Raw genomic sequence first — 19662 nt, 5'->3', positions numbered from 1 at the left:
CGCGGCAAAAAGCACACCGTCAAGCAAACCACCGTTTCTACAGCAACCTGCACATGGAGGGTAAGGGTTGAAAGTGCTTACAGGTTCCCCATGAAGTATCTGAGTAGTTATACGTTGCAAGAAAGGAGTGGATCTCGCCTATGCAGTAAAATAACGTTTCGTGGTTGCTCTCTTTACGATTCGGCGTCCGCTTTTTGTTTGTTGATAAGTGCCTTTTGGCCGGCAAGCTCTATTTTTTCCACCAGTTCCTGGGTTTCTATGGGTTTAATGCAGTAATCAAAGGCTCCGCCCTGCATCCCTTCAATCCCGGACTTGACAGAGGCATGTCCAGTAAGGATCACCACCTCTATCAACGGCCACTTCTCTTTGACCTTTTTTAAACATTGCAGACCATCGATCTCCGGCATACTCACATCCATAACAATGACATCTATTGCCTGCTCCTCCAATATGTCCAGGGCAACTTTACAGCCCTCAGCCACACTGGTATTAATCTTCCTTCTCCTCAGATGTTTTTCCAGGGTTTCCAAAAATTCCGGTTCATCGTCCACAAGAAGCAACTTAATTTTCAATGCAGCCTCCAAGACCGGATTATGATCACTTTTCATTGGCAATCATCTCCTCAATATCCAGTAAGAATTTATCAAGGTAGCGTTTATACTGACCCGGTGCATCCATCACCATATCAATCTGACGAGTATGAATGGTCAGATAACCAAGAATTTTCAACCGGTTAAACAAAAAAGCCTGCGAACGTTTTTCCACTCTGGCGGTGAGAGCGTCTCCGGCTTTTTCGATTCGAAAATCATAGTGTTCTAAGACTGCAGCAAGCAGTTCTACCCTCCCAACGCGTTTGCTCTCATCTGCAGCCCCTCCTTTAAAACGAAATGTTACATATCGTTCCGTTCGGAGGCTGCTGATATACGCTTCAACCATGGCATAATGATACCCCAATCGTACACTTAAGTTGCAATAATTCCTTGAAACAAGAAAATAATTTTTTTGCACCATAGCTGAAGGGACGGCAGGATCTATTCCTGGTTGACGGGTTGATTGAAAAAAAAGAGACCCCATTCCACGCATGCTTGCCTGAGGTGGGCCTGCCCAGCCATAGGCGTGCATACCTTCCCAAATTGCCAGCATAGGAGAGGAAATAATTTCGGATATATTGATATAGTTGCTACCGGAATCAAAGCCCTCAATAAAACCATCGGCAAGGTTAATCACCCACCATTCAAGCGGCATGTTATCCACCAGTCGTTTTGCAGCCCCCTTCTTAAAGGTGTAGCGTTTACCGAAATCAAACATCTCGACAACCGATTTTTCATGGCAGAAACGGGTAATGTCATGCAGAGACTGACAGCAGGAAGAACGAAAATAAGGAGAAGTGGGATCGGTAAGATGCAAAGGGCTAATCAACTGCAGTGCATCAATCATCGCTTTCTGGACCGGACTGCCATCCATGGGATTATTTTTTGGCTGATCGTGCTGGAGTAATGCTTCAACGCGCCCTTTGTAAATAGTTTGATTTGTTGCATCAATGGTCACAATTTGGCCATTGACTAATTTGGTAGCCCCTTTGGCAGATAAAATTGCAGGCACGCCAAACTCCCTGGCAATGGTAGCCAGATGCCCGGCTTCACTTCCTGTTTCGGCAACCAATGCAGTTGCCTTTCTCAGTAACGGCGCCCACTGCGGTAGGGGATGCTCAACCACCAAGACCGAGTGCTTTGGGATACGTAGGACATCAAGATTTGAACGAACGACAAAAACCGGACCACTGGCGGTTCCAGCACAACCTGTCACCTCACCCTGCAGTAGACAATGCTCGTTTACTGCACGTTTGCCGACCTCGTCTCTCTCTTTTTTACCGGCCACGGAAATGGGCCGACTTTGCAGAATATAAAGCAGGCCCTCTTTATTGATCGACCATTCAATATCCTGAGGAGTACCAAAATGGTTCTCCAATATCATTGCTGCAGTAGCAATATCCTTTGCCCATTCATCCATTAAACGAGCATCCGCCGGCGAACTCTCCGCTGTTTGGCGGATGGTGCCGTAAGGAGCACGCCGTGCTACGAGATAGTGCTGCGTGTCTTTGGTGCCGTCAACTATGCCTTTAGCACTGCCTGCGGAAAAGAAAATATCCATTGCCCCAGGCCTTCCGCTTATGGATTGCGAATAGCACACGCCACTCATTACGGCGTCGATCATCGCCAGGCAGCCCACACACATAATTGTTTCTTCATGGATGAACCCTTTTGTCAAACGATAAATCATAGCCCTGGAAGAATACGTTGAGGCCAGGACAGATTTATAAGAGTATATCAAATCATCCCTATCAACATGCAGTTCGGTATGATAAAGCCCTGCAAAAGAAGCCTGACGGGTATCTTCCCCCAGAGCACTTGAACGTACTGCCAGCTTTACAGGCGTTTTGCTTTTCTGTACGAGTTGATCAAACTGGTTATAAAGCTGTTTTTCAAGGTCTATGGGTAAAGGAGCCCTCTTAATCAGTGATTGCACCTCATTGCTTCGTTCATGCAGATCTTCCATATTGCTGGGATCTGTTTGCTGAAAAATCCTGTTGATTGCCGGATAAAGATTATTTTGCTGAAAAAAATACCTGGTTGCAGAACCAGTGACAACAAAGCCCGGGGGAATTCGGATGCCGGCAAGCGAGCCTGCTTCGCCGAGATTCGCCATTTTTTCACCGGCTAAGTCCACCAACTCTCTTGTTGCCTCATGGAGAGGCAAAAACCATCGACCTTCTACCTTGATGACGTCATGATTGATGATGTTATCGAGTTGCTGCTGGATGTCTGCAAACCTTTCTTCCAGCATACCATAACGACCATCCGCCATAGTCACCAGGCATTGAATCATTTTGTAAATATTCACCGAGATAACAGTGGCATTTGACCTGATAAAAGCCATGGAAAAAGCCCTACCGTCATGCAAGGCATTTTCCATTTGTGCCATGGCTTCCAGGGCATTGTTATTGGCAGTGAGCAATTCACGAAAATTGCAATATTTTTCGGTAAAGAGTCGTTGCAGCTCCTCAAGGGACAACTGAGGAACCGTTGAAAAGCCTAGTAGGCTCTTGATGCGGCCAAGAAGAGAATTCGTCATCAGTCAGGTTACCTCGCTCATACCTACTGCGGTATTTTCCGCAGTAGGTACGTGGATAAATCTCTAGTGTCAATGCTCCAGTTTGATTCCCATCCCTTCAAAAATATACAACAAACCAAATCCATACCATACTGTATAGAGGACATAAAAAATAAGGGCACCGGCCAAGAGCACCATTCCTTCTTTCACAGGCTTTACCTCTACCTTATAAAAATTATACGCCGGTTCGACTGCTTTGCTCATGGATTTTTTCAAAAACTTTGCCTGGCTAAATTTTTTAGCCTGGTTCAGGTCTCTTTCCATGGCCTGGAGAACCAGATACCAACCATGTAGCACAGCCAATTCGTTCATGTCGTATTTGGCAGCAATAACATTGCCGACATTAGCATACATCAGGTCGGCATCCTCAAGAATGATGGTGATAATATCTGCAAAATCGCCCTTCACATCAAGCTCCACCCCCACAGCATTGGCAGAGATGCGGTTGACTGTAAGCAGGCTGGCCACTCTCTCTGCCTGCTGCGGAGAACCCATAACCAAACTGGCAGAATACGTGGTGCCGGCATACGACTGTGCCTCCTGCATCTGCTCCTCAATGTAATACGCAGAGCCCTTGGCCAATTGATTAAAAAAATTATCTAAATAATTTAATCCATTAACCTTATGTCCATTTGTTCCTGGAAAAATTGGCGTAAAAATTATCGCAAGTACTGCGATAAAACTGAAAACCATAATTATGCCACGTCGTTTGAGATGTGCATTATCGTTCATGATACGTAGACCTCCTTCTCAGATTTCAACACTTTGAGATTTGTGAAAAAACTCCAGAAAACCCAAACAGCAAATGCGCTAATAATGACAAAGAAACCAACAGTACCAACAAGATATAAAATGTTGAGTACTTGCGGAGATACATCCACATACCCCATCTTGACCATTTTTGCAGGCAAAGCGCAGGCACGGTTAAAAAAGCCGGCACTTACCGTAATTGCATAAAAAGCACAGATAGTAGTACCGGACACTACTTTAGTCACAATAGAACCGATCTGGATGCCGACCAAAGAGCCAAGCAACATGCCCATCGCCAGTGTATAAAAAATAAAGCCATAAATAGCGTACTGGGTGATTGAGCCATAGCCTGCGGTAAAAACAATCTGAAAAATATCTGTGCCGACAGTGGTCATGGAAGAAACCCCCAGCCCGTAAACAAAGATGGGGAAGGTGAGGAAACCACCGCCGACGCCCATGATAGCAGCAGCCAGGCCGACAATAAAACCTGCGGCAATCAAAAAAACAGCAGAGATCTTACGCCCACCAGGAGTCACACCTTTATCAAAAGTCAGCATCGGCGGAATCTTTACGGATTGTACTTTTTTACCAAGAGGAGGAACATCATCAACCCCACTTGGTTGAACAAGGTCTGCATCCATGGAGATATTTTTTCTGCGTACTGTTTTATACCAGTCTGTCAGTGCATAAAATGCAAGGAAGCCTAGCATAAAGACATAAATCAAGGTGATAAACATATCACTGAGTACGGGATTTAAATCGTAAAGGGCCCGGTTTATATAACCGCCCACAGTGGTGCCGCTGATTGCTCCGATCAAAAAGGTGACAGCCAGAGATACAGAGATATTCCCCATTTTACGGTGCAGCACAGAACCCATGATTGCCTTGGCAAAGATGTGAAAAAGATCCGTACCAACGGCAAGTATACCTTTCACGCCCACACTCATAAGTGCCGGAGCAATAATAAAACCACCGCCGGCCCCTATGCATCCTGTTATCAAACCAGCGCAAAGCCCAACCAGAATTGATGCTCCGAAAATAAGATTTGTATAATGCGATGGGCCGTAAGCTGATTTGCCACCTATAAACGACGGCAGAGCACCGCTCACACTATCAGCAAAGGCAATCCCGCCTAAAATTACGGGGATCAGCAGTAGGCCGAGAATGAACAGCCGCTTTCGACTGCGCAAAATGGTATTTGATACTTCCAACTCCCAATTAGCCTGTGCCCTGGCCCCCACCATCATGAATTGGTACAAGTTACGAAAAAAAGACATAATTTCCTCCTCATTGTTGTTTGCTTACGCATCAAAACCTGTAACTATCCAGCGAATAATTAATAACTTCGATCTGCAACTGTTCAGCAGTACTTTTTAGCTTGGCATAGCCATATGCTTTTTAACTTGCGCCAGTTCTATCTTTTCCATCTGAGTTCGTTTTCGTTCATATGCAGCATCCAGAACCTCAATCAGACGTTCCACATCCATGGGCTTCATCAGGTAGTCAAAAGCACCATGCTTGATGCCATCAATGCCTGATTCTACCGAAGCGTGCCCGGTGAGCATGACAACCTCGGTCATAGGTGCTTTTTGTTTGGCCTCTTTAAGGGTCTGGATGCCGCCCTTTCCCGGCATCTTTACATCAAGTAAAACTACATCATGCTTGTTTGGGTTCAACATATCCAAGGCAGTGTCACCATCCCCTGCCCCCTCGCACTCCAGCCCTCGTTTGTGTAATTTCTTAATCATAATGTCGCGAAAGTCAGCTTCATCATCAACTACCAAAACGCTGTAATTACTCATTTTTATCTCCTTTTAATCGTGATGGGTTAATTGCCGTAAAGGGATAGTTATGGTAAAAACACTCCCCCCTTCTGTTCTGTTTGCAGCTTCAATGTTTCCTCCCAGTGATTGAATAATATTTTGACTGATAGACAATCCGAGTCCGGTCCCTTTGCCCTGCTCCTTGGTGGTAAAAAAGGGATTCCAAATCTGTTTCATCACTTCCGAACTGATCCCCGGACCGTTATCGACGACTTGAATATTGATGCTTTGTTCCGTACTTGAGGTTGTAATGTCCACCTGACCGTCATGCCCCACAGCATCGAGGGCATTATCAATAAGATTAAGCAACACCTGTTGCAGTCGATGCCCTTCGGTAATGGTTGCTGGAAGGTCCGGGTCAAGGTGGAGGTTGACTTTGATATTGTTGTGTTCAGCCTCTTTCTGGAGAAAGGAAAGGGTTTCTTCAACCAGTGCATTAGTCTCTACCGGTTCCTGTTCGGCACGTATCTTTCGGGAAAATCCTAAAAGCCGATGGGTAATGACTGCAGCCCGCTCAACATGATGTTTCATTTTGTTAATGGTGGTCACATACTCATCATAATTTTTTAATGCCTCAGGCTCTTCCTCTGGAAGCAGTTCTTCCAGCCAGCCAATCTGTGCCATAATCATCTGCAAGGGATTGTTGATTTCATGCGCTACCCCAGCAGCAAGGCGACCGACATTTGCCATTTTTTCAATATGTGCCATCTGTTGATCCATTACTGCTGTTTCTCTATCCGTGCCCGCTATTCGCGCCACAAAGAGACGGCTGAAATAATAGGCAATGGCAAGAAAAAAAGAGGCGGTAGCAAGAATGATCAACAATGTATGCTGCCGATGGTCGTAGTAGGCTGTCAACATGTCCGGGATGTACACCTTGAACATGAGCAACCATTTGCCATTGTCCAGCCAAGTGGTTGCATATATGGTGTTGCCTAGCTGTACAACTTCAGCACCGCTGTGGTGACGAATGAGTTTTCTTTCAGGTTCCGTGATTGCTTCTGCTCTCTGAAGACTGGGCGTCTGTAGAGCTCCCGTTGTATTAACAATAAAGGCGTCTCCATGTGTCCCCACCTGGGCCCTATGCAGTAATGAATTAAAAGCACTCGAATTTATAGTGGCTCGTAGTACGTAGCTTTTAAGAGGGTCGGTCAAGGCAACAACAAAATGAGGTAGGTTACGATAGCCACTGAAGATATCACTGACGTAGACGCTCCGCTCCAACACCTCCCTAAACCATGGTTGATCGGTATACTGTTTGCCGGTTACCTGTTCACGGTACGGTCCCACATAGGCTAACTGCCTGCCACTTGCAGCAATGGTCTGCAGATCAACAATGGCTCCGGATTTGCTGGCCGCAAGAAACAACCGGTCCAACGTATCGATATTACTGAAATCGTCAGGTGGAAAAAGATTGATCAGGGTGTTTAGCAAGTCAATTTGATGTTTCAAGAAATTATTGATCACGTCGCGTTGATGGACAATGATTTGGCTCGCATTTCCTTGAATATCCTGGATGGCGACCTGCCTGGAATTGTAGACAGAGGTGATAGCGATGATCAAAATCGGGATGATACCGCAAATAAAGAATCCTCCAGCAAGTAACTTTTGCAGTTTCTTATAATATTTTTCTTTATGCTGCCTCATATCTGCCTCTGCACACAGTTGGAGATAAACGTTGTGAAATCGATATTCCTGTCTCCATGAAAGCTGTAGACAGGCACATCTTTCATCAATGTTGCTTTGATGCTGCTTTTAGTAAGACACTCATTGCACTGGCCAAAAAGCAGAAAAATGATATCTGGATTAAAGGTCATTATTTTCAAAGAGGTGCATGAATCCTCCTCAATAAAATCCAAGATAAAGGATGTTTTCGATCTGAGCTTGTAAAGGACCTGGATGATTTCAGCAGAAAAGCCTTCGGGCATGATGCGTTGCAAAAAAATAAAGAGGATTTTTTTTGCATTGCCCTGCAACAACCCATCGGGGATAGGAATATTGTGTTGAATCAAGTGTTGGACAAGATCACGGGAACGTACAAATGTATCCTCTTCTTTGGTGATGACCGGAATCAACCCTTTGTCTATCCACCGTTTAAAACGCTGCTCAGAAACACAACTGACCAAAGCCGCTTTTTTGATCGTCAAATATTCCCATGTACTGTGATATGGCATTTGTTGATCCCCTACCCATTACATCCCAGATGTTTATCCATTGGTTGCTGTTATTTTTTTCATCGCAAGAGAGGGGCCAAATAGTACAAAAAAAACTTTCTGCCATTTTTCACATTAATTCCAATTAGTAAGCAGACATCGGTGCTGAAAAATGTGAATTAATCAAGAGCTGCCCTTATGTAAAGCTACGGTAACAGTCAGCCCCACACCCGCAGTAACAACTTGATATTTAGAGATTTTTACTAAACGTATAGAATAAGTGACAAACACTGCTTTTTTTGATAACGTCTGTGTACATGTGGTGACATGCAAAGGGGACACAAATGACAAAAGATACAATCAAGATACTTGAACGACAGCGGGAAGACCTTGTTGTTCGCGTACTGAAAAAGCATGAGGAAATTGAGGCGAATCGTTCGTTTACGGAAAGGGTTCTTTCGAGTATTTCCGAGTTGTTAGTGGTCTTTGATCACACTTTCAAGGTGTTGCAGGTTAACCAGGAATTTTTTAAAAAAACAGGGCTGCAGCCTACTCATGAGGCAACCCTTAGCGTAGAGGATCTTGCTGAGCCGGAAGTCGCAAAACATATCCGAAGTGCATTTGGCAACGGAGAAATTGAAGAGCTGGAATTCAATCTGCAAACAAAAGAAGGCAGTCTTCCAGTGAAGGCCAGGGGATCAACCCTCACCAATCCGGAAGGACTATCCCTGCACATGCTTATCTGTTCGGACTGCAGTGAATTTTATGAGCTCATTAATCGCCTGCAGGAAGGGCAAAAGCAACTCATCCATTCAAGCCGCCTGGCAAGTCTTGGTGAGATGACTGCAGGCATAGGCCATGAATTGACCCAGCCGTTGAATGCGATTCTGCTTTTAGCCCGCAACTGCAGCAGAGCAATGGAGCACCCTGAGCAGCATAAGGAAATGCTGAAGGAAAATATTGATATAATCATCGACAGGGTTAACAAGGCCTCCTCTATCATCAATACCATGCGTAGTTTCGGCTGTAAGGTTGAGGAAGACCTGGTTCCCATAGAAATTAACCAGTTAACTCGCAAAACCCTTCGTTTTCTTGAACCGCATTTGCAACTCAACGAAATAGAGATTGATCTCCACCTCTCAGATACACCCTGTTACTTTTTGGGTGTTGATGTACGTATAGAGCAGGTGTTGCTCAATCTTATTCAAAATGCCATCCAAGCCATGGGCTGTGAGCCAAACCCGGTTCTTACCCTGACAACGCATATTGCACCCTGGGTGAACCCCAGAACCATGCGCAAAGAATCGCATGTTATTATCCAGGTAAAAGATAATGGTGTCGGTATCCATGACGAGCAGTTGGAAAAAATATTTGATCCTTTTTTTACAACCCGTACTGTAGGGACGGGGATGGGCCTCGGCCTGTCCATTGTTGAAAGAATTCTCAACAGTTTTTCTGGGTTAATACAAGTAGAAAGCACCTTGGGTGAAGGGACCTGCTTTACTGTGGCCATACCGGAATACGAAACAGACGAGGCTGCACAGGAAGAGAAAATATGATAAAAACAGCCACTCAACCTTCCGCCCCTCTCGTTCTAGTTGTTGACGATGATATTTTTCTCCTGGCTGCCATCAGCCAGACCTTATCGCTCAATGGTTACCAGGTTCAAACCTGCAGCAGCCCTCTTGAGTCCTTGCAGCGGATCGAGGAACAAACATTTGGTGCTGTACTGGCTGATATCCGTATGCCCGAGATGAACGGAATCACGTTACTGGAAAATATAGTCCAAAAAGACAAGGACCTCCCCGTCATATTAATCACAGGCCACGGTGATATCAGCCTGGCCGTGGAGGCCATGAAAAAAGGTGCATACCATTTTCTGCAAAAACCGGTAGATGAGGATCTGATAATTGCCACCCTTGAAAGAGCTATAGAACGGAGGCAGTTGGTTTTAGAAAATCTGCAGCTCGAAAAAAAGCTCCAGGCAAGCAACGCAAACAGAACGCGTTTCTATGGGCTTGTCGGTAATCATCCGGCAATGCATGAACTGTATACCATTATCGAAACCTTTGCGGTGGAAAGCGATCCGGTACTCATTATAGGCGAAACAGGTACCGGCAAAGAGCTTGTTGCACGAGCGCTACACGAAATCAAACAGGATAAAGCCCCTTATGTGGCCGTTAATATGGGAGCAATTCCTGCAGAAATGATAGAATCGGAACTTTTCGGCTATGAAAAAGGTGCTTTTACAGGTGCAGTACAGCGTAAAATCGGCAGATTTGAATTTGCCGGAGGCGGAACAATCTTTCTTGATGAAATCTGCTCCATGCCTGCTCAGCTCCAGTCAAAACTCCTCCGCGTACTGGAAGAAAGAAATTTCTGTCGCCTGGGTAGCAATGAGCTCATCCCCATGACCGCACGGATCGTTGCAGCAACCAATAAAAACCTGGAAAAAGAGGTTGCCAAGGGTCGGTTTCGGCAGGATTTGTTTTTTCGCCTCAACGTTTTACCCATCCACCTTCCACCGTTGCGTAAAAGGAAAGAAGACATCCCTTTGCTTGTCGATTATTTCCGGCGGGAATATTGTGATTCCCATCCAGAAAAACCTGCAGCCCTCCCCAAAAATCTGATCAAGGAGTTCTGTGAAAATGACTGGCCTGGAAATATCAGAGAATTACGCAACGTAGTGCGCCGCCACTGCGTACTCGGGCTTGGGTGTGCGCAACAAAAAACTGACAAGGGGCGGCCCCCCTTTTTTTCCCAGCCAATCGTATTTGAACATGACTGCCCTCCATGGAAAGAGTTCATGGAACAACAGGAAAAGCACTATCTGGAAACCGTTTTACATGCAGTAGCCGGCAAGGTCACAACAGCTTGTAAAGCAATGGGTATTTCAAGAAAAAGTCTTTATGATAAAATTAACAAGCATGCAATAAACCTGGAAGAAGTAAGAAGAAAGCCTCAATAGTAAGCATGGTGCAGGTTTGAGGTGTAATCAATCAAAGAGTGAGCAGCACCGTGAGTTACCTCCGTGCGTAATTACCAATTTCAGCTCGATTTTTTTTATTCACTTTCCCGTCTTTTGTAGTATCAAGCCAACCATCAAATGCTCTATGATAACAGTATCAAAATTGAATATTCTATAAATGAGCCCGTTGATTTACTGTCTTCTCGCCCAATCTCTCGGAGTCTAGCGCTTACCTCGTTATGCTGGAAAAATAATCCATGGAATATCAAGCATATACCTGTGATTTTTTTCAAGCATGCCTTGACCTTGACCGAAAACCCTAGTAAATCAACAGACTCATAAATGATATTCACAAAATCACACTATGGTAACAATAAATGCTTACATGTTCCGGCACACACGGTTGAATATTTTAACAAAATCAAACTTACATTCTTTTACGGAAAATAATGGCTGCTAAAAAAAGAGTTGAGTTACCGATCATCGGTTGGCGGGAGTGGGTCAAGCTTCCTGACCTTGGGATTGATAAAATTAAAGCAAAAGTTGATTCAGGAGCACGCTCTTCATCCATACACGCTTTCAATATCAAAAAATTTCATAAAGATGGCGAACAATGGGTACGCTTTAGCATTCATCCCATCCAACGCTCGAAAATGGACGCTCTCGACGTGGAAGCCAAAGTGCTGGAATCCAGATCGATCAAAAGTTCAAACGGAATAGCAAAAATACGGCCGGTCATCCTGACGAAAATTGAGTTGCTGGGGAAAATTTGGGAAGTGGAATTAACTCTTGCGAGTCGTGATAATATGGGATTTAGGATGCTCTTGGGACGCGAAGCCTTCAGGAACCGATTTCTTGTTGATTGCGGTAGGTCGTATTATGGCGGCAAGCCCGAAAAACAGAAGAAAACCAACACAAACAATCGAACATAATATAGAGGTTAAAGTATACACATGAAACTCGCTATTCTCTCATGCAGCCCAAATTGCTACAGTACTCGTCGGCTCCGAGAAGCCGCTCAGCAGCGCGGCCACAATGTGAAAGTACTTAATACCCTTAAATTCGCGATTGACCTTGAGCAAGGTATGCCTGATCTCTATTTTCGGACAAAACGACTCTCTCATTATGATGCCGTCCTTCCCCGAATTGGATCATCAATCACCTATTTTGGGAACGCTGTGGTGAGACAATTTGAACAAATGGACGTATTTTGTGCAAACTCGTCCAGCAGTATTGCTAATTCAAGAGACAAGCTGCGAAGCTTGCAGATATTGAGTCGACACCATATCGGCATACCTAAGACGACCTTTGTGCGCGATAAGAAAGATGTGCTGCCCGCCATTGAACGCGTCGGCGGAGCACCGGTAATCATAAAATTAATTGAGGGCACGCAAGGTATTGGAGTGCTGTTGGCAAATTCAATAAGTACTGCTGCGGCTATTATTGAGCTGTTGCAAAGCCAGAAACAAAGTGTGTTAATTCAAAAATTCGTCAAAGAGAGCAAAGGTCGTGACATTAGAGCGTTTGTGGTTGGTGATCAAGTTGTTGCGTCAATGCGGCGCGTTGCCCAAGGCCAGGAATTTCGCAGCAATGTTCACCGGGGAGGCGTCACGGAACCGGTTGTCCTTGATGAATCATACCGGGAAACAGCCGTAAGAGCTGCTCAGATTATGGGGCTGCGTGTTGCTGGTGTCGACCTGCTTGAAGGAAAGGATGGGCCGCAAATTGTCGAGGTCAATTCATCACCAGGGCTGGAAGGTATTGAGGGGTGTACCCAGCTTGATATTGCAGGTTCAATCATTGACTATATTGCTGCCCAGGTCAACTTTCCCGACATTGACCTTCGTCAGCGCCTGACAGTGAGCAGCGGTTATGGTGTTGCTGAAATATACATTCCAGAGGGATCTGAATATGTCGGTAAAACCATCCAGGAATCGCAATTAAGAGAAAAAGATATTGTTGTACTCACACTCCATCGCGGCACAAAGGTTATTCCCAACCCACGGTCGCACAGAGAATTGGAAAACGGCGATCGTTTGCTTTGTTTCGGAAAGCTTGAATTAATGCGTAACATGACGCCGTTAAAGGTGCGGAAAAAAAGGCGGCCAATAGTGAAAGACCTTCCAGAGTTACCTGTTGCCGAAGAGGTCTTTAAAGAGTCTGGTGCGATAGACTCAATATCAATTCCACCTGATAACGATGCTATATAATGGAAAAAAAACATGCTAAAAAAATTACCGACGATTGGTTTGGCGAACAAATTGCTGCAGGAGAGGCAAAAAACGTCAATCTCGCAGTAGGTGAAAGCTACAGTGGAATGACCGTCAACATTCAAATCCACATTCAACGGGCGATCGAGGACGGCCCTGTCTTTTTCGTAACAGCTGCGCTGCATGGCGATGAGATAAATGGCTGCGGAGCCATTCGTCAACTCATACAAGATGCTGACTTTGCGCTTCTGAGAGGAACCCTTGTCCTTGTGCCGGTGCTCAACCTGCCGGCATTTGATCGTCATTCTAGATATCTACCAGACCGTCGCGATCTCAATCGATCCTTTCCAGGATCGAAAGACGGCAGTCTTGCAAGTCGAATGGCCTATACTATTTTTAATGAGCTTGTCGCTCGATGTGAGTATGGGATTGATCTGCACACTGCTGCGGTGCGCCGAACAAACTATCCTACAGTCCGAGCTGACTTGGGTGACCCTCAGGTTCGTAAGCTTGCGAAAGCCTTTGGTTCGGAAATTATTATAAACTCAAAGGGACCTAAAAACTCATTTCGCAGGGAAGCCTGTGCTGCAGGCTGCCCAACGATTATAATGGAGGGCGGAGAAGTATGGAAAGTAGAACCCGGCATTGTTGAAACTGCTGTTCGTGGGGTGAAAAATGTACTCCGCAATTTTGATATGATTGAAGGAGATATTAAAAATCCTCCATATCAAATTATAATTGATAAATCTAAATGGATGCGTGCAGAGCATGGTGGATTTCTTGATTTCCATATCCAGCCGGGTGACCTTATAGAAAAAGGGCAGCCTCTTGCCACCAACACTACTATTCTCGGTGAAGCCCAGGGAACTCTCCTCGCCCCATTTGATGCGGTCGTCATGGGAATGACCAGTCTGCCGGCAGTCAGCCCTGGTGAACCTATCTGTAATCTGGGTAAACTGCCTAAAAAAAACAGCCCTGCAAAACTCAGCCAATTACGAGAGGACAAAAACGGCCTTGAACAAAGGGTGGTGGAGGAGCTTGGGTCAAGTGTACTTGTCGTAGAACCATCGGAAGAGACAGAATAAAATTCAAATCAACCCCTATCACAGGTTAAAGGGTATCTTGAATAAATAACTTTGTCGCCCACGATTGAGGCATGCTTAAGAAATCACCACAGGCAGTTAACTACTTTCGGAGTCTTCGCTTACCTTAAAGCATACTTTTTACGGCATGACAAGGTAAGCGCCGGACACCGAGGGCCTGGGCGAAAAAGCAATTATGCAAGATGGCCTACAGTTTCGGTAAAACTGCAGACGCGAAACTGAGAACAAAAAAGAATCCACACATATCAGTAACTGTCGTCAAGAGTGGGCTCGAGACTAATGCAGGATCCATTTTCATCCGCTTGAGCAAAAGCGGCAAAATCCCCCCTAAAATAACAGATACAAGTGTATTTGCGGCCAATGCGCCCCCCACCACTACCCCGAGCCAAATATTGCTTTGCCACATAAAGGCCACTAATCCAAGCAAAGCGCCAAGCACGAGTCCGTTAAGAATGCCCACTTTTGTTTCTTTGAGCACAACCCATACTATTTCGCCTGGTTTTACAAGGCCAAGAGAAAGCTCCCGCATTGAAATAGCAACAGCCTGATTCCCGGAACAGCCGCTCATATCACTGACCATTGGCAGAAACACAGCAAGTGTGATAGCAGCGGCAAGAGTATCCTGATAAAGAGCTATCACACTGGCGGCAATGATATTAAGGACAATGTTCATACTCAACCAAGACAATCGGCGTCCTGATCGCTGCAATAACGGCATTGTTCGAAATTCTTCACCACCAATGATTCCGCTTATTCGCAAAAAAGCTTTTGTTTTTTGTTTGCTATACTCTTCTTCAACAGCACCAGGCAGAACGACACCGACAAGTTGCCCGCGATCATCAATAACCGGTACACCGAAAAACTTATGGTCTTCGAAAAAATCCTTTAACACACTCAGAGGAGTAGTGTCTGCCACTGATAACGGCGAAGGAATCATGATGTCGCCGAGCCGGGTTTTACGTGAGGGAAAAAGGAGGTTGTGCATACGCAAGACCCCTTTCAATTTGTTTTCCGAATCTACAACATAGAAGTACTGGACATTGTAGTCCGCATACTTTTCCTGATTTTCTCGAAGGTCATTAAATACATCCCGAATGGTGTCCTCAGTGCTAAACACCAAAAATTCTGAAATCATAAGGCCACCGGCACAATCTGCAGGATACCTCAGAAGTCTTCTTGCATCAGCCGCATCTTCCTTTTCCATGCTGGCGAGGATCGACTCACTCCTGCCATCATCCATCTCTCCCAGAACATCCGCAGCATGGTCGCTTGGCAATTCTTCCAGGATGGATGCCGCCTGTTGGGATGACATATTCTCAACTAAATCGGCAGCCTGTTTTTCCGAAATACCTTCAATAAGCTCTGCAGCATCCTCCGGAGTCAGCTTATCAAACAAAAGATGCTGTTCTTCCTCGGTAAGTCGGGAAATTATTCGCGCCTTTTCTGATGCTCCCAGTTCATCCAAAAAACTAACGATTGCAGACTCAGTACCGCTCTTTATCAGTTCGCTAAGTATTTCCCACTGCTTTGATGTGTCCTTCATGGAGATATGTACTCTTCTTTTTATTGACATAACTTTGAACCTGTCACCGCTTGAACCGATGAAAAATCCGGGTTGATTTCTCCGTTGGGTGGTCCAGCCTGCCGACATCCTACCCAAACATGATACTACTGCTCTGAAAATGGGAAGTTATGTGCAATGTCAGGGACAAAACTTATCGCAGGCATATACTTAATATCGGAGTCTTCACTTCCCCACCCCGAGGATAATTTTTCTGTATAAAGAGATCAGCGGTGGAATCCGAGAGATTGACAAAAAATAATCCTGCAAGACGGTCAACTGTTTTGCTCGACCTCTTTGCTCTGCTCATGGGTTCGGTTTAACACTTTTATCGCTTTTTCATCGATACTGCGCAGGTGAAGGTCGGTTTGTGGAAAGGGGATTTCAATGCCCGCTAAATCAAACTCAGCTTCAATATCCTGATTGAGCTCGCTACGTACAACAAGTCCCTCGGCAAAGTCTGGTATCCATACCCGCAACTCAAAGTCCAACGAACTTGCGCCAAAAGCCAGAAAAAGTGCTTTTGGTTCTGGTTTGGTAAGCACCATCGGGTTGGCACCGGCACAAGAAAGCAAAATTTTGAGTACTGCAGAGATGTCGGTTCCATAAGCAACACCAACCGGCAATTTCACCCGTACCCGTTTTTCTGAAAGCGTCCAGTTGGTTACTCTACCGGTAATAAGTTCCGAGTTTGGTATAACAACCTCTGCATTATCAAAAGTCTGGACTATGGTTGCCCTGAGCCCTAGCTCCTTTACTTCACCAACTTCCATCCCGATCTCTATCATATCACCGACTTTTATCGGCCGTTCAAAAAGGAGAATAAGTCCACTCACAAAATTATTAACAATTGCCTGTAAACCAAACCCGATTCCAACACCAAGCGCACCACCAAGGATAGTTATTTGACTCAGGCCGAAACCGAGCATCTTTAACAGTACAAAAAAACCAATGGTCAATATTGCATAATGGACAAGTCTTGAGATTGATACCTGAACTCCTAACTCAACACCATAACGCGGAAGAATGGTCTGTTGGAGAAAAGCCCTGAGCCCCCTTGAGAAAACAAAAGTAGCATAACAGATAAAAACGACAATAAGCACTGAACCCGGAGTAATCTTCAGCCCAAAAAGAGACAGCTCAATTGATGTCATGGCAATAAATGCAGCTTCGACAGTTGGGCGTATTCTCAGCACCATGAGAGTGATCGCCAACCAGAGAAGCCCAAGAGCGAGAATCAGCGCCGGAGTAATTTGGTTAACAATCCTCGTCGCATTTTGGCGGACAGTGGCAACCGGCGCATTCAGCAGCATGCATTCCAGTAAACCTGAAGCCATCTCCAACATAAGCAAGATCATCAGACTGACGAGTATTTCAGCAAGCACTATTCCAAAAATATAGACGGCAAACTGATCATAACCTAAGATACCGGAGATGATTATAGTCAACGGCAAACAACACCACAGCCAGATTGCCCAGGTAATTTTTGTACTCGACGAATTTTTCCAGCGACGTCTCAACAGGTACAGATAATAGGCAAGCCCCAATACTGATATATAGAAGACAAAGAGATAGGTAAAGAGTTGCGGCAATCCAATAATACTGAATAAATGAGAAACAGCCAACAAAAGGACTACCCTTCTTAAGAGTGTACTTTGCCAGGGGGTATGACATACATTTTTGGCTAAAATAGCCACAACGACGATTAACGGCAGCTGTGACAATGCCTCCCACTCCGGGGGAAGGTCAGGACGAATTGGGGTGGTGTTTATAATGCCAAAAGATGCACTGGCAATAAAAACTGCCGTGGCAACCGGCCTGGAGGCAAAAGGGTGCCACTTAGAAGAAGCTTTGACCAGTTTTTTGCTGGCATGCACAACAAAAACAAGCAGACATATTGCAAGCAGGCTCATCGCAACGCCCTGCTTATTCTGGTTGAGATAGCGAAGCTGGTATTGGCTAAACAGACGAAGGTCTTCCCACCCCTTCTGCAGGAGTTTTTTCTCAAGACGTTGGTAAAAAGTGGGCGAGAGCATTGATGGCGAGGTCTGCTGGAGGCTAAATCCATTCATATCCTTGATCACGTCAGAGACGGTATCACTGAGCACGTAGACCTGTGTCAAAATTTCACCAATCTCCTTCCCAGCCTGTAGATTTGGTTTAATCTGTTCTTCAATAGTTTGCTGCCCATTACGTACGAGAGTGTCGAGCGTATCAAGAATTTCTGCTACGTCATCAATTTTCCCTTGTTTTTCTGCTTCTATGCGTAATGCATGCAAAACATTTTGTCTTTCCAGCCACTCTTTATAAAGCCTTTCCAGAAGCATGACGTTCGACTTGACCGGTGTATCCAACACTTCGAGCTGTTGATTAATTTTAGCTAGCCGGGATTCAAGGGAAGAAAGCTGGTGATAACTGATATTGGGATCTGATTTGGCCATTATTATTTCCCATTCAAGATCATCTACCTCTGCGGCTATATTAGTTAAGCGCGACAAATGTTCTGCAACATTGGTAATTCCCTCCATCTGATTTTGCAAATCAACCAGATCATTTGGAATCTTGTTACTCCATGAATAAATTTCAATAAGCGAGAGTGCCTGTGCTACCTCAGGTTCGGTTTTAGTCGATTCTTCCTCTCCCGAGCAAGGTATCGAAACCAAGAGAAAGAATATGCAGAGTACGCTGCTGGTAATGATTCTGCTGGTTGTTGTCGGTAACTTCATAATTTAATGTTCAATTTGTTAAGGTGTGTTTTACCGCATTGGTCTATAGCTGCTAGCCCTATCACAACCATTTCTTTTTCTTAAAATAGGCAATTAACCCAATGGGAGTTATTATAAATACGAGCCATACAGTCGGATATCCCCATTTCAATTTAAGTTCCGGCATATACTCAAAATTCATTCCATAAATTCCAGCTACAAAAGTGAGTGGGATGAAAATAGCGGCAAAAATTGTTAATACTTTCATCACTTCATTCATTTTATTACTCACACTTAACATGTAGATATCCAGCAAGCTGGACAGCATATCTCTATACGTTTCCAAACTTTCTGTTACACGGAGCACATGATCAAGCACATCTCTGAAGTATATATGATTTTTTTCATCGATTAAGACTGTATCGCTTCTCAATAACTCCAAGAGCAAATCTCTCAAAGGTGAGATATATTTTCGAATATAAATCAATTCATGTTTGATTCGCTGAATAGTAGTGAGTACTTCCGGGGTAGCGTTAATGGATAGATCCTCTTCAATTGAGCTGACGACTTCATCTAAAGAATCGATGATAATAAAGGTTTTATCCACAATTGTGTCTAGGATTACATAGGTTAAATAATCTGCCCCCAATGTTCTGAGCTTTCCCTTATTGTTATGAAGTCGCTTGTGAAGAGGAAGAAATATATCGTCTTGGTACTCTTTAAAAATAAAAACTACATTTTTGAGAACTAATATACTAATCTGTTGATACCTAACAAATGAATCCCCTTCCGCCAGGGAAAGATCTTTAAGAACGATATAGAGGTAGTCGTCAAATTCTTCAAATTTAGGTCGTTGCTGTGTATTCAGTATATCTTCAAGAACGAGTGGGTGAATATCAAAAACACGCCCGATTGATTCGATGAGCCCGACGTTTTTTAATCCTTCGATGGTTACCCAGGTGATAGCCTCTGCTTCTTGAAACTGATCAACCTTCTCTATGGAGGTAACTACCTTTTCTTCAAGGCGCTGCTTGTTATACTGAACAATGGACACTCGTGATTCTATTGCCTGATCCTCCCCTACGTGGACAAGAGAACCAGGGGGCATTCCAGTCTTCTGAGAAGCGGCATTAACAAAGTTATACATTTTATCCCTCCTCGGAGTAAAAATAATGTTATTGGTAACAATGACTGCCACAAGCTACATCCCTTTACCAA

At 44.6% G+C, this 19662-nt stretch carries 15 protein-coding genes; 5 read left to right on the top strand and 10 right to left on the bottom strand.

Going from position 1 to position 19662, the window contains the following annotated elements; genetic code table 11:
• Positions 1–173: 173 nt before the first annotated feature.
• From ACHZCY_RS23350 to ACHZCY_RS23320, 7 genes are all read right to left on the bottom strand, one after another.
• Complete coding sequence (locus ACHZCY_RS23350) at positions 174–608, bottom strand: response regulator (RefSeq protein WP_205220686.1); 435 nt, start codon at positions 606–608, stop codon at positions 174–176.
• Positions 598–3132, bottom strand: a complete 2535-nt coding sequence (locus tag ACHZCY_RS23345; RefSeq protein ID WP_319550589.1) for a PEP/pyruvate-binding domain-containing protein — start codon at positions 3130–3132, stop codon at positions 598–600. Before ACHZCY_RS23345 ends, ACHZCY_RS23350 begins: the two co-directional genes overlap by 11 nt.
• A 69-nt stretch (positions 3133–3201) precedes the next feature.
• Positions 3202–3903, bottom strand: coding sequence for a hypothetical protein (locus tag ACHZCY_RS23340; protein WP_319550588.1), 702 nt, complete (start codon positions 3901–3903; stop codon positions 3202–3204).
• On the bottom strand, positions 3900–5198 hold the full coding sequence (locus tag ACHZCY_RS23335; RefSeq protein ID WP_205220689.1) for a sulfite exporter TauE/SafE family protein: 1299 nt from the start codon (positions 5196–5198) through the stop codon (positions 3900–3902). The genes ACHZCY_RS23340 and ACHZCY_RS23335 overlap by 4 nt, the downstream gene beginning before the upstream one ends.
• 96 nt (positions 5199–5294) lie before the next feature.
• Positions 5295–5723, bottom strand: a complete 429-nt coding sequence (locus ACHZCY_RS23330; protein WP_319550587.1) for a response regulator — start codon at positions 5721–5723, stop codon at positions 5295–5297.
• 12 nt (positions 5724–5735) lie between these two features.
• A complete protein-coding gene (locus ACHZCY_RS23325) occupies positions 5736–7391 on the bottom strand; it encodes a sensor histidine kinase (protein WP_319550586.1) in 1656 nt (551 codons plus the stop codon).
• The gene (locus tag ACHZCY_RS23320; protein ID WP_319550585.1) at positions 7388–7918 is read right to left on the bottom strand and encodes a hypothetical protein; all 531 of its coding nucleotides are present in this window, start codon (positions 7916–7918) and stop codon (positions 7388–7390) included. The genes ACHZCY_RS23325 and ACHZCY_RS23320 overlap by 4 nt, the downstream gene beginning before the upstream one ends.
• Before the next feature lie 323 nt (positions 7919–8241).
• On the opposite strand from ACHZCY_RS23320, the gene ACHZCY_RS23315 reads away from it, so the two are divergent.
• From ACHZCY_RS23315 to ACHZCY_RS23295, 5 genes are all read left to right on the top strand, one after another.
• The gene (locus ACHZCY_RS23315; RefSeq protein ID WP_319550584.1) at positions 8242–9456 is read left to right on the top strand and encodes a PAS domain-containing sensor histidine kinase; all 1215 of its coding nucleotides are present in this window, start codon (positions 8242–8244) and stop codon (positions 9454–9456) included.
• Positions 9453–10865 (top strand): sigma-54-dependent transcriptional regulator, encoded by a 1413-nt coding sequence (locus ACHZCY_RS23310; RefSeq protein ID WP_319550583.1) that lies wholly within the window; start codon positions 9453–9455, stop codon positions 10863–10865. The genes ACHZCY_RS23315 and ACHZCY_RS23310 overlap by 4 nt, the downstream gene beginning before the upstream one ends.
• A gap of 449 nt (positions 10866–11314) precedes the next feature.
• Complete coding sequence (locus ACHZCY_RS23305; protein WP_319550582.1) at positions 11315–11797, top strand: ATP-dependent zinc protease family protein; 483 nt, start codon at positions 11315–11317, stop codon at positions 11795–11797.
• 21 nt (positions 11798–11818) lie between these two features.
• Complete coding sequence (locus ACHZCY_RS23300; RefSeq protein WP_205220696.1) at positions 11819–13075, top strand: RimK family alpha-L-glutamate ligase; 1257 nt, start codon at positions 11819–11821, stop codon at positions 13073–13075.
• Positions 13075–14160, top strand: a complete 1086-nt coding sequence (locus ACHZCY_RS23295; protein ID WP_319550581.1) for a succinylglutamate desuccinylase/aspartoacylase family protein — start codon at positions 13075–13077, stop codon at positions 14158–14160. The genes ACHZCY_RS23300 and ACHZCY_RS23295 overlap by 1 nt, the downstream gene beginning before the upstream one ends.
• A gap of 205 nt (positions 14161–14365) precedes the next feature.
• Here the strand turns inward: ACHZCY_RS23295 and mgtE are convergent, their stop codons facing one another.
• The 3 genes from mgtE to corA form a co-directional block, all read right to left on the bottom strand.
• Positions 14366–15721, bottom strand: coding sequence for a magnesium transporter (gene mgtE / locus ACHZCY_RS23290; RefSeq protein WP_319550580.1), 1356 nt, complete (start codon positions 15719–15721; stop codon positions 14366–14368).
• Positions 15722–16014: 293 nt separating this feature from the next.
• Entirely contained in the window at positions 16015–18465 is a 2451-nt protein-coding gene (locus tag ACHZCY_RS23285) for a mechanosensitive ion channel family protein (RefSeq protein WP_319550579.1), read from the bottom strand.
• A 61-nt stretch (positions 18466–18526) separates the two neighbouring features.
• Entirely contained in the window at positions 18527–19591 is a 1065-nt protein-coding gene (gene corA, locus ACHZCY_RS23280; RefSeq protein ID WP_319550578.1) for a magnesium/cobalt transporter CorA, read from the bottom strand.
• Between the last annotated feature and the right edge of the window lie 71 nt (positions 19592–19662).

Origin of the sequence: Desulfogranum marinum (assembly GCF_963675105.2) — a bacterium.
Lineage (GTDB): Bacteria > Desulfobacterota > Desulfobulbia > Desulfobulbales > Desulfobulbaceae > Desulfogranum > Desulfogranum marinum.
Note: the sequence above shows the minus strand (reverse complement) of the source record. Positions and strands in the feature narration are given on the sequence as shown.